We start from the raw sequence: 11,315 nt of genomic DNA on the forward strand, positions 1-11,315 counted from the left end.
AAGTTGATCCGAAGTACACAAGTCAAACCTGCTGTGAATGTGGTCATGTAGCAAAAGAAAACCGACAAACTCAAGCTAAATTTGAGTGTGTCGGATGCGGTTATGTTGCGAATGCGGATTTAAACGCATCTCGTAATATATTGTCGGCAGGACATGCCGTTTTGTCTGTGGAGGGTGGATGCGGTAAAGGTCGCCCTAAGAAGCAGAAAGCAAGCGAAATCCGTGAGGAAGTCGCCTAAGAGCTTTGCTTTTAGAATCTCCCACTTGAGTGAAAACGAAAGTGGTGGGAGTATGTCAATGCAGCTTTCATTTAGTATGAATTGTTTAGTCCTCATGTTTAAACAAACATAAAAAAGCCGCTCAATTTGAGCGGCTTTCGATTTCACAAAATCATCACCAAGTGATTATTTGTTTTTGTCTTTCAATTGTGGCACTGCAGAACCTGAACCAATCGACAATAAGCCAGAATTGGTATAAAGACCCAATTTAGCGCGTGTATCGGTAATGTCTAGGTTACGCATAGTTAACTGACCAATACGATCCATTGGCGTAAACATTGAATCACCTTTCTCCATAGTTAAACGCTCAGCTTCATAAGTGAGGTTCGGAGATTCAGTGTTCATAATGGTATAGTCATTACCACGACGTAATTCTAAAGTCACTGTACCAGTAATTGCTTTAGCCACCCAACGCTGCGCAGTTTCACGTAACATTAACGCTTGAGAATCGAACCAACGACCTTGATACAATAAACGACCTAAACGTAAACCGTTAATGCGGTATTGTTCAATAGTATCTTCGTTGTGAATACCCGTAACCAAACGCTCATAAGCAATGTGCAATAACGCCATGCCTGGTGCTTCATAAATACCGCGAGATTTTGCTTCAATAATACGGTTTTCGATTTGGTCAGACATCCCCAAACCATGACGACCACCAATACGGTTCGCTTCAAGAATCAACTCAACAGGGTTTTCAAAACGCTGACCGTTTAATGCAACTGGCATACCTTCTTCAAAGGTAACCGACACTTCTTCGGCTTTAACTTCAACGTCATCTTTCCAGAACGCCACGCCCATGATTGGATCAACGATTTTGATGCCAGCATCTAGGTACTCAAGGTCTTTCGCTTCGTGTGTTGCACCTAGCATGTTTGAGTCAGTTGAATAAGCTTTTTCTTTTGACATTTTATAGTCAAAACCATTGTCGATAAGAAATTGTGACATTTCCGCACGACCACCTAACTCATCAATAAAGGTTTGGTCTAACCAAGGCTTATAAATTTTAAGCGCTGGATTGGTCAATAAACCATAACGGTAGAAACGCTCAATATCGTTACCTTTATAAGTTGAGCCGTCACCCCAAATGTTGACGTCATCTTCTTTCATTGCGGTAACCAACATGGTGCCCGTAACTGCACGACCAAGCGGTGTAGTGTTAAAGTAAGGCATACCACCTGTGCTGATATGGAATGCACCACATTGAATTGCAGCAATACCTTCTAAAGCTAACTGTAAACGACAGTCAACTAAGCGTGCTTTTACTGCACCGTATTCTTCTGCTTTCTTTGGAATGGCATCATAGTCATCTTCATCTGGCTGACCCAAGTTTGCGGTATACGCATACGGTTTAGCGCCTTTTTGCTTCATCCACAATAAAGCAGCTGAAGTATCTAGACCACCAGAAAAGGCGATACCGACTTTTTTGCCTACTGGTACATTCTGCAAGATAGTTGCATTATCAGTCATTGCTAGTCCTAACTTTTTTAAAATAGGCACCACATTTGGTGGCCAAGGAGAATTCTAAACTGCAAATTATAGCACTCTTTAAAATGCTTGTTTTCGTTTAAAAAGCGCATTTGATAAAAAAATCAGGTTCTCGCTTAAATTTTCATTTAGAAATGGCAAACTGAGGATAGAAGATGATAATCAAAACAGATATTTTTTGGGCATCATTAAAATGCTCTATTTTTAACAGTTTGAGATCAAGGAAAGCGGTAGATTGACGTTTGCGCCACACAGTCGAACTTTAGAGTCATAAACAGTTTATAAAAATCAGTTAAAGTATTCATGCAACAAGTTGCAAAGCTAATTATATAAGGATTCATCATGACAACTCGCTATGCAAATATTCTAAAACCATTACATTTAGGATTTACCACCATCAAAAACCGTGTCGTGATGGGTTCAATGCACACGGGCTTGGAAGATCGCTTTTATAATTATCCAAAGCTTGCGGCTTATTTTGGTGAGCGTGCTAAAGGTGGCGTGGGCTTGATTATCACTGGTGGTATTTCACCTAACCGTCAAGGTTGGCTATTGCCTGCAGGCGGTACCATGAATACCCTGGGTGATGTTGCTCCGCATCGACTAGTGACACACGCAGTACACAAGCACGGTGCCAAAATTTTAATGCAAATTTTGCATGCAGGGCGCTATGGCTACCAACCCTTTGTGGTTTCTGCAAGTCCAATTAAGTCACCAATTTCACCATTTAAACCCCGTAAAATGAGTGAAAGACAAATTTTAAATACCATTCAGGACTACGCCAAAACTGCCAATTTAGCCAAAATGGCGGGCTACGATGGTGTAGAAATTATGGGCTCTGAAGGCTATTTGCTGAATCAGTTTTTAAGTCGTCATGTCAATCAGCGTGAAGATCAGTGGGGCGGTTCGATTGAAAACCGTACGCGTTTTGCTTTAGAAGTGGTAAAAGCCATTCGTGCCGAAGTTGGTGAGAAGTTTATTATCTGCTTCCGTTTGTCGATGCTTGATTTAGTACATGATGGTAACACCATGCAGGAAGTGATTACAGTTGCCCAAGCGTTAGAGCAGGCAGGGGTGAACTTGCTCAATACCGGTATTGGCTGGCATGAAGCACGTATTCCAACTATTGTGACATCTGTACCGCGTGCTGCTTTTGTGGATTACACAGCCGAGGTGAAAAAGCATGTTGAAATTCCTGTGATTGCCTCTAACCGTATTAATATGCCTGATACAGCAGAAGAAATTTTGGCAGCAGGTAAGGCGGATATGATTCAAATGGCACGCCCATTATTGGCAGATGCGTTTTGGGTCAATAAAACTGCAACCAATCGTGTCAATGAAATTAATACCTGTATTGCTTGTAACCAAGCGTGTTTGGATCATACTTTTAAAAATCAACGTGCGACCTGTCTCGTCAATCCACGTGCAGCTTATGAAACTGAATTGGTCTATGAAAAAACCAAACAGCCAAAACGTATTGCAGTAGTCGGTGGTGGTGTTGCGGGAATGTCTGCAGCTACAGTTGCTGCTAGCCGTGGGCATCAAGTGACTTTGTTTGAAGCAAGCAATGAAGTGGGCGGACAATTCAACTTGGCGAAAGTTGTGCCAGGGAAAGAAGAATTTCACGAAACCATTCGCTATTTTAAAGTACAAATTGAAAAAACTGGGGTCGATTTACGTTTAAATACCAAAGTGAATCGTGAACAACTAGAACGTGAAGGTTTTGATGAAGTTGTAATTGCAACAGGTGTGGTACCACGCGCCTTAAAAATTGAAGGGAGCGATGCACCGCAAGTATTGTCTTATGCTGAAGTATTGCGTGGCGCACCGGTTGGTCAAAAAGTTGCTGTCATTGGTGCGGGCGGTATTGGTTTTGATGTATCCGAGTTTTTATTAAAACCTGAAAATCAGCCACAGCCGCAACCATTAGTAGATTGGCAGCGTGAGTGGGGAGTAGATCCAAATCCTAACTATGTGACCGAAGGCGGGATGTTGGCTGCAGAAGTACATCCACCTATTCGTGAGATTTACTTATTACAGCGTAAAACTACAGCTTTAGGCGCGGGTTTGGGTAAAACATCAGGTTGGGTGCATCGTGCACAATTGAAAAAACATGCAGTGCGTATGTTACGTGGGGTGCAGTATAAAGCCATTAGTAACGAAGGTTTGTGGATTGAAATGGCTGGGCAATCGCAACTGTTGCGTGTAGATAGTATTGTCGTCTGTGCAGGGCAAGAATCTGTAAAAGACTTAATGCCGAAGGCAGATGAAAACACCTTGGCAAACTATCACATTATTGGCGGTGCGAAACTTGCTGCAGAGTTGGATGCAAAACGTGCTATTCGTGAAGGCGCAGAGTTGGCAGCACAACTTTAAAAAGTTTAGGTGCTATGCTGTTGTTTTGATGAAACATACAGATAATTTGGTGAAACAATATTCATTTGATTGACTGGGTGCTATTTTTTACTTGTCATCAAATCAAAAGCTTCGTATGATTGCGCACATGGAAGCGTGGCAGAGCGGTTTAATGCACCGGTCTTGAAAACCGACGAGGGTGTGAGTCCTCCGTGAGTTCGAATCTCACCGCTTCCGCCAAATATCAACGACTTAGCCCTGACATCCTCAGGGCTTTGTTGTTTCTAGGGTTATGTAACGTAAGCCTGTAGTAAGCAAAAACAAAATTAAAAATAAATATCTTTCATTAAATCAGTGTATTGAAGTTCTTCTCTATGATAATTTACTTTGTATATTTCTTAGACTAAAGACAATGATATGAAAAAAATAATTGTGAGTATTTTAGCTTTTTCCATTTCTACTTTATCAATGGCTTATAAGCCACCAGTAGGCGAGAGTAAAAGTATTTCAGTAGAAGTTCAAGCAACAAAGGAAGAAATATTTAAAGCTTCTAAACGTACTTTGGCTTTAGAGGGATACCAGATAACAAGTTCAGACTTGGATGCAGGTGTGATAACCACAGCTTCTAAGGACTATAGAATAGATCCAAGTTATGCTGATTGTGGCAAGGTAATGGGTATTGATTATCTAAAAGATAAGCGAACAAAAACCACAGTAGCACAGAATATTATTATTGATGACAATTCTTTAAGTATTAAAAGTAATATTCAAGGTGAATATAAAGTTGGAAGCACAACATTTGATGTGACGCTAACTTGCTTGTCAAAAGGTTTAATTGAAGCGGATTTAGCAGACAAGATTAAAAGTAATCTAAAGTAGGGTAGAGATGAAAAGAGATTGGGAAATTATTAGACAGGTTCTTATTGCTGTTGAAGAAGATAGATTTGAAGACTATCTCCAAGAAACCGAAATGGAAAATAAAATATCAGTACTTGAAAATACTGTGCTTTTAATAGATTCAGGCTTCTTAAATGGCAAACCATTGTTAATGAGAGGTAGTGTAGCTCATGTGTCTATTAGTGGTCTTACTTGGGAAGGGCATGACCTTTTAGATACTATTAGAAGTAAGCCTGTATGGGAAAATATAAAAACTACAGCTTTAGAGAAGGGGCTTGAATTAACTTTTGACGTTGTTAAAGCACTTGGTGTTAAAGCTATTGCAATGATTGTAGGGAATTAAATAATGGAAGTTTTTACCATCGCGGAACAGCTTTATTACTTAACCTTAAAAATAAATACGTTAAGTGCTAACGGAGAACAAGGCTCTGGCACTGGATTTATTTATGGATATAAAAGTAAGCAAGATCCACAAATTGATTATTTATTTTTAGTTACCAATAAACATGTGATAGAAAATACAGTATCGGGTTCTATTGTGATGCATCTAGGAGAAAATAATCAACCCAAAATAGGTGAGACATTCAATTTGGATATTCAAAATCCTGCTTGGCAAGATATGTGGTTGGGGCATCCCGATCCTAATGTTGATATAGCTATTTGTCCTTTTGTCCCATTAATAAATTTTGTGAAGCAACAGTCGGGTAGACAGCCATTTTTTAGATGTGTATCAAATGCTAGTGTTCCCACCGAAGCTGTACTAAAAGATTTAGATGCATTAGAAAATATTACCTTTGTTGGTTATCCAAATGGAATTTGGGATAGTTATCATAATTTGCCAATTGTTCGAAAAGGCACAACTGCTACACCATTACAAATAGATTTTGAGAATCAACCTAAGTTTCTTATAGACGCTTCTGTGTTTGGGGGTTCCAGTGGTAGTCCAGTCTTTTTATGTGAAACTGGTGGGTATACTGATAAGAATAATAATACAATTATGGGAGGAAGTAGGTTCTACTTTTTAGGAGTAGTTGCTGCCGTTTATCTCAAACGTAATATAACTGATGTGATTTCCGTTCCAATTCCAACGGCAGTAAAACCAGCGGTTCAGTATCAAGAAATGATTGATTTAGGGATTGTATTTAAATCTCGGACTGTTAATGAGGTTGTTGAAGCTTTCTGCGCATTAAACAAAATAACTTTATAATAATTAACTCCTAGTATCATCTACTAATTGTTGTTGATGTGGTACAGCAATAGCTTCCCACTCATCATAAGATAAAATAGGTGGAAAAGCGGCTACTAATTTAATAGTAGTCGCTTTATTCTTTCTGTTGGTTTCGACTTTAGCTAAACGCCTTTGAAAGTCTTTTAATACCTTAGCCATTATCGGTATGACCACAATTAGGGTTAGGGTATTGTGCCCACAGTTGCCCCTGTAGCATGTTTTTAACCGTTACTGGTACTGTAGGAGGTACATAGTCGCTAAATGGGTGTAATGGGCTATTTAGCTTTTCTTCAAGCTTTGCAAATAAGGGTTTAATAAATACTTCCTCAAGTTCATCGCTAGAAGCATATAACGCCATGATGTGCATTAGATTATGCATTGCAACCAAACGTTCACTTGGTGAACCATGTGCAATATCCTGTGTAAATTTAAAACGTAAAAATTCATATTCTTCTCGTGTTGGCAGGTTCATTAGTGTTTCTCCAGTGCATTAATACGTTGTTCTAATTCATCAATCTGACGAATACCATTTAAAGCATTAATTGCTTCAATAATTTGTTTACCCACATCAGGCGCAACATTGCCGTCAGCAATAGCCTGTAAAACAGATTGTGCTTGTTCGGTTACACTTGCTGTGGCATCTAATTCAAACTGGACTGTTTCAGTCTGAGCTTTAAGCGTTGGCGCAATACGTGAAAGGACTAAGCTAGCCGCTTGCATATCGCCTGAAAGAGCAGATTGAATCACTACTTTGGCAATATCATCAGCATCAGCGAGTAGGGATTGATTTACTTTCATTCGTTTATCAATAATCCCTTTTGGGCGACCTTGTGGGTTAGGGGAGTTCATCCCCTTACGCCAATTTGGATTTCCTGCTGTTTTAGTCTTTGAATTTGTGGTCATTACAATTCCTTGATCTAAACTATTAATTATCAATTTCAAAGATCGACACGTTGGTCTTTTAAAATGAACGCTTGTTCTGCTTCATTTTTTGCTTTGCGAAGTTTTTGAATAACGTGTGATGGTTTACCTACTGCTTTTTCTACTTCTTTAAATACCAAGCCACCACGTTCACCCAGTAACGTTGCTGCATTCTTCATTACTTTTAATCGCTTAGCTAAAGCAGGATTTTGAATTTCATGGAGCTGACGTGTGTAATGTTGAACTTCAATATCTGTTAAGCCTGAAAGGTATGATGGAGCACCTAAAAGAGCTTGAAGTGTTTGCAAGTCTTTTTTCTGCTGTGCTTCTTCAATGAATTTGCGACGCTTGCTGTTATTCATATTTTTAACATGCGAGCGGATTTCATTAGCCACAGGGTCATTAGCACCTGCTTTCAAAGGTGTGGTTAGTTCCTTTTCAATATGAGCAATGCTTTTACTTAGGTTTGCATTTGCAGAATCAATAGATTTAGTAATTTTAAGAAGCTTCTTATTGGCAAAGTCATCAGTTTGGATTAATTGAGCTGCTTCATTCCAAACAGGATTTCGCTTACTTGCTTCACGTGCTTTATGAATATCATTGATACCTTCGTAGGCTTCACTCAATGCTTGTGCAGCAATGTGAACATAAGAAGCAGTTTCTTCATCATAGCCTTGAAGGTGCTTGATATTGTCGGGATGTAGTGATGGTGTAATTAGAGGATATATAGACATTTTGAACTCGCATACTGGTTGCATAATTACTTATTGCTTACAACATACGAAAAACAAATTAAAATGGCGACGAAATCAAATAGATGCAAATTATTTACAGCAAATAACAAATTATATGGGGGTATAAACAAGCGTTTTTGTAGTGCGAAAAACAGCCGTTTTAAGCGAGTTTTTAGGGTAGCCAGTACCTTTGTACCAACCGAGTGCTTAAAGAGGCTATTTACCCCTGAAAGTCGTGCTAATTTCGTTATGTTTAAACCTGTATTTCGGGGTAAAGGGTTTAGTAATTTAATTAGCAGCAAGTAATCATATTTTTAACCACAGTATTAATAAGATCGCTGGGGCATGTAATCTATTGAGCTAAGAAATAGTTATACAAATGAACGAAAATAATAAGTGAACCCCCTATATGAGAAAAAAATAATTTTGTATAGGGGGGTGGGTTCACCAGTAGGGTTCGCTACCTAAAGGTATATACCCTCTAGCGAACCCTATTCGCTAGGGTATCGGGGGTAGGTCGGGTTCACCAGTAGGGTTCGCTACCTAAAGGTATATACCCTCTAGCGAACCCTATTCGCTAGGGTATCGGGGGTAGGTCGGGTTCACCAAATTAACCTACTGGTGAACCCTTAGCGAACCCCTAGTGAACCCTAATAATTTGGTGAACCCCCTAGTGGTGCTTGGTTCGATATAACTTTTAAGTGGGGATTGCCATTGTGTTTATCGCTTTTAATTTTTTCTGTTGCTAATAAACGGTCAACAGCAGAGTAAATTCTCTTTTGGGTAATATCCCATTTCACTTTCATTTCATTTAGCTGACCTTTTAGTGAGTTTTTACTTGGGTAATTACCTTGACTACACTCACGAGAAATCCAGTTCCAAATAAAAATATCATCCGATTTATCAAGCTCAGCTAATTCTTGTTTTTCTAACTCTGATTTTTGTATTGTGGTTATATCGATTATTGGGGACACTGCTAATGAAGTAATTGCTTTACCATTATCCTCATTGCCAGTATTAATTATATTCAATGTAAAATTATAATCTAAAGAATCATCGCCATCTTTAGATTTGGCAATTTTAAAACTTGCTTTACGCTTGTTTTTATCTGCAATACATTCTAAAGCAAAGTCTAAAGAAGCATATAAACTGGAGTGTCCTCGCATACCTTTATCATTAGCTTTACCAGTGTGGTGAACAATCAATACAACGCCTCCAAGCTCTTGTTGAATATATTGGAAAGTTTTAATCATATAGCCCATATCTTTACTACTGTTTTCATCCATGTCGCCCCCTGCCTGAGCAAGTGTATCAATGCAAATAACACCTCCATCTAACCCAGCATCTTTAATTTTTTCAATTAGATAATCAATATTAGAGTTGTCTCTAAAATTAATATTAATGTCACGATTAAGATTATTGATATTTGAGTTGGTACGGTTATGAATTTTCCAAGCTTTAATCCTTTTAGGTATTCCAGCATTGCCCTCTAAAGCAATATAGATTACAGGTTTCTTCTTAGTATCTTTTCCGAACCAAGCTTTCCCATTACCTATATGGGCTAATAGGTCGATTGTTAAAAATGACTTATATGAGCCTGATTTGCCATAAATAGCGCCAATACCAGTTTCAGGGATAATGTCATCCACTAGCCAAGACGGAGGAGGTAGCTTTTCTAAATCTTCATCAGTCATGAAAAATGGTAATTTGGATTTATTAAACTTTTTTTCAGCATGATTTTTTAATAATTGCTCAGCAATTTCTTTTCCCTCCTGAATAGATTTTGCTGCCTCAATATTATCTACCATCGTATGTAAACGAGCTTTATTAATGGTGCGATTAATATAATCTTTACGCTTTGCCTTTTTTCGTTTTCCAAGGTTTGATTGATGCCATAAACGAATAAGTTGTTCGTTATTAGGTGTATAGAATGCAAGGATTTGAACTAACGATGCATCAGCTTGACTGTGGTCAAGACCAATAGTATGTAAATCTGTATCTAATTCAGCATTCCATAATGCTAGAAATTTATGCTTATTTTCTGCATTAAAAGCTTTTTCAATAATTAACTCATCAGATTCAACTTGAGGTTGGTCATCTATTGGCTCAATGTCACTTGTTAACTTTAATGGTGATAATTGCGTCACCATATTATTCAAAAATTCAGAACGTTCATTAATTGAATGATTTTTGTAGATATTACCTGTACAAACAATAAAACGTTCTTGACTATAAAGTTCAACACCTTCACGACGTCGACCCTTGCCAATATTGCCTTTGACCCATATATGGAATCCTTTTCCACTTCGAGAATATTCAGTAAAACTTGCAAAGTTTAGAATAATACGCTGATAGAGTTCATATTGGTCTGGTGTAGTCCATTGCGATGCGTCTGTGCAGTTACTAGCATCCTTAACATCAAGGTCAATACAGGTAAATGGATCGTCTGCGCTTAGCATGTATCCAATGCAGTAACCTTGCTGTTTTACTTCAATACCGTGTTTGTCTGTGTGTGACGTTACCCTGCCACGATTGTTCCATGCAAAGGTGCAAGCATCATTAAAGTTCATCCATGTTGCAGGGTCATTTGATTTAGCAGGAACGGGATAGCCATCTACAACATAAAGGGGGGCTTTACTTGCTCCACTTACAGCCCATTGAGCACGCTCTTTTAATTCCTCGGGAATATTAGCCCACAGATTTGAATCATTAATAATGACAGAGGTTTGCTGTGGGGCTTGGCTGCCTTGCGTAGTTTGCTGTGGTAAAATAGGGGTACGGTTTAAGCTATTCATGCCAGTTTATTCCTATCAAAAAGACTGCTTCGGCAGTCTTTTTTTTGATTGTATGTTTACGATAGGCTTAGGTCGGGAGAGGTGTTGGACACAGGTTTCAATAAGCGCAATACGTTTAAGGTTTAGAACAGAAAATTAATTATTTGTCGGAGGTTTGAATTGAATACGAAGACGTACTTGAATGCGCTTGTGCTTCAAGCCATGCCATTAAGGTTGAACGTAAATAACGGACACGTGACTGGGTATCTGATCCCACTTTAATAAATTGTGGTCCTTTACCTTTAGTACGCCATATTTCAAGGGTGTTCTTTTTAAAGCCAAGTAATGAAGCGGCTTCTTTAGTCGTCAGTAAATCTTTATGATTGTTTGCTGAAATAGTCATGTCAAAAGTTCCTTTAGTAATGAGCTATCTGACATGCAATAAAAAAGTAAGCGTCCGCTGAACACACCTTCTGAATTCATCCTATAAGCCTTAATTTAGTCCCCACTTAGAAACAAGTGGGGACTTAAATTTATGACTACAAATAATCAGACATCCATCGCATCTCTTGCGAAAAAACGAAGAACATACAGTGCTGAATTTAAACAGCAGATCGTTCAGGCTTGTAAAGCACCGGAC

12 protein-coding genes and 1 tRNA gene are annotated in these 11,315 nt (G+C 38.6%); 6 read left to right on the plus strand and 7 right to left on the minus strand.

Annotated features, from left to right (window positions below; all coding sequences use genetic code 11):
• A partial coding sequence (locus HX743_RS14635; RefSeq protein ID WP_178319569.1) for a zinc ribbon domain-containing protein occupies window positions 1-239 on the plus strand: 239 nt, incomplete at its 5' end.
• Between the two features lie 165 nt (window positions 240-404).
• Here the strand turns inward: HX743_RS14635 and argG are convergent.
• Entirely contained in the window at window positions 405-1,748 is a 1,344-nt protein-coding gene (gene argG / locus HX743_RS14640) for an argininosuccinate synthase (protein ID WP_178319570.1), read from the minus strand.
• Window positions 1,749-2,108: 360 nt separating this feature from the next.
• Here argG and HX743_RS14645 point away from each other — a divergent pair, with 360 nt between their 5' ends.
• From HX743_RS14645 to HX743_RS14665, 5 genes are all read left to right on the plus strand, one after another.
• Entirely contained in the window at window positions 2,109-4,142 is a 2,034-nt protein-coding gene (locus HX743_RS14645) for an NADPH-dependent 2,4-dienoyl-CoA reductase (RefSeq protein ID WP_168461197.1), read from the plus strand.
• Window positions 4,143-4,271: 129 nt separating this feature from the next.
• Window positions 4,272-4,361: transfer RNA gene (locus HX743_RS14650), tRNA-Ser, on the plus strand.
• 177 nt (window positions 4,362-4,538) lie between these two features.
• Window positions 4,539-5,000 carry a hypothetical protein gene (locus tag HX743_RS14655; RefSeq protein WP_178319571.1) on the plus strand — a complete coding sequence of 154 codons (462 nt, stop codon included), beginning with the start codon at window positions 4,539-4,541 and terminating at the stop codon, window positions 4,998-5,000.
• A gap of 7 nt (window positions 5,001-5,007) precedes the next feature.
• Window positions 5,008-5,361: a DUF2513 domain-containing protein gene (locus HX743_RS14660; protein ID WP_178319572.1), complete on the plus strand. Its 354-nt coding sequence runs from the start codon at window positions 5,008-5,010 to the stop codon at window positions 5,359-5,361.
• Window positions 5,362-5,364: 3 nt separating this feature from the next.
• Entirely contained in the window at window positions 5,365-6,225 is an 861-nt protein-coding gene (locus tag HX743_RS14665) for a trypsin-like peptidase domain-containing protein (RefSeq protein ID WP_178319573.1), read from the plus strand.
• Window positions 6,226-6,228: 3 nt separating this feature from the next.
• On the opposite strand, the gene HX743_RS14670 is transcribed toward HX743_RS14665, so the two are convergent.
• From HX743_RS14670 to HX743_RS14695, 6 genes are all read right to left on the minus strand, one after another.
• Window positions 6,229-6,405 carry a hypothetical protein gene (locus HX743_RS14670; RefSeq protein ID WP_171290418.1) on the minus strand — a complete coding sequence of 59 codons (177 nt, stop codon included), beginning with the start codon at window positions 6,403-6,405 and terminating at the stop codon, window positions 6,229-6,231.
• Window positions 6,398-6,718, minus strand: a complete 321-nt coding sequence (locus HX743_RS14675; RefSeq protein ID WP_178319574.1) for a hypothetical protein — start codon at window positions 6,716-6,718, stop codon at window positions 6,398-6,400. The genes HX743_RS14670 and HX743_RS14675 overlap by 8 nt, the downstream gene beginning before the upstream one ends.
• Window positions 6,718-7,149, minus strand: coding sequence for a DUF5681 domain-containing protein (locus tag HX743_RS14680; protein WP_004998933.1), 432 nt, complete (start codon window positions 7,147-7,149; stop codon window positions 6,718-6,720). The genes HX743_RS14675 and HX743_RS14680 overlap by 1 nt, the downstream gene beginning before the upstream one ends.
• A 35-nt stretch (window positions 7,150-7,184) precedes the next feature.
• Window positions 7,185-7,901, minus strand: a complete 717-nt coding sequence (locus tag HX743_RS14685) for a hypothetical protein (RefSeq protein WP_178319575.1) — start codon at window positions 7,899-7,901, stop codon at window positions 7,185-7,187.
• A 650-nt stretch (window positions 7,902-8,551) separates the two neighbouring features.
• Window positions 8,552-10,696 (minus strand): AAA family ATPase, encoded by a 2,145-nt coding sequence (locus HX743_RS14690; RefSeq protein WP_178319576.1) that lies wholly within the window; start codon window positions 10,694-10,696, stop codon window positions 8,552-8,554.
• Window positions 10,697-10,835: 139 nt separating this feature from the next.
• Entirely contained in the window at window positions 10,836-11,078 is a 243-nt protein-coding gene (locus HX743_RS14695; RefSeq protein ID WP_178319577.1) for an AlpA family transcriptional regulator, read from the minus strand.
• Between the last annotated feature and the right edge of the window lie 237 nt (window positions 11,079-11,315).

Origin of the sequence: Acinetobacter sp. Swhac1 (genome assembly GCF_013390985.1) — a bacterium.
Lineage (GTDB): Bacteria > Pseudomonadota > Gammaproteobacteria > Pseudomonadales > Moraxellaceae > Acinetobacter > Acinetobacter towneri.

Bases quoted from the DNA above. Each gene is read 5' to 3' on its own strand.
- argG (WP_178319570.1), bottom strand. From the start codon at position 1,748: ATGACTGATAATGCAACTATCTTGCAGAATGTACCAGTAGGCAAAAAA.
- HX743_RS14645 (WP_168461197.1), top strand. From the start codon at position 2,109: ATGACAACTCGCTATGCAAATATTCTAAAACCATTACATTTAGGATTT.
- HX743_RS14655 (WP_178319571.1), top strand. From the start codon at position 4,539: ATGAAAAAAATAATTGTGAGTATTTTAGCTTTTTCCATTTCTACTTTA.
- HX743_RS14660 (WP_178319572.1), top strand. From the start codon at position 5,008: ATGAAAAGAGATTGGGAAATTATTAGACAGGTTCTTATTGCTGTTGAA.
- HX743_RS14665 (WP_178319573.1), top strand. From the start codon at position 5,365: ATGGAAGTTTTTACCATCGCGGAACAGCTTTATTACTTAACCTTAAAA.
- HX743_RS14670 (WP_171290418.1), bottom strand. From the start codon at position 6,405: ATGGCTAAGGTATTAAAAGACTTTCAAAGGCGTTTAGCTAAAGTCGAA.
- HX743_RS14675 (WP_178319574.1), bottom strand. From the start codon at position 6,718: ATGAACCTGCCAACACGAGAAGAATATGAATTTTTACGTTTTAAATTT.
- HX743_RS14680 (WP_004998933.1), bottom strand. From the start codon at position 7,149: ATGACCACAAATTCAAAGACTAAAACAGCAGGAAATCCAAATTGGCGT.
- HX743_RS14685 (WP_178319575.1), bottom strand. From the start codon at position 7,901: ATGTCTATATATCCTCTAATTACACCATCACTACATCCCGACAATATC.
- HX743_RS14690 (WP_178319576.1), bottom strand. From the start codon at position 10,696: ATGAATAGCTTAAACCGTACCCCTATTTTACCACAGCAAACTACGCAA.
- HX743_RS14695 (WP_178319577.1), bottom strand. From the start codon at position 11,078: ATGACTATTTCAGCAAACAATCATAAAGATTTACTGACGACTAAAGAA.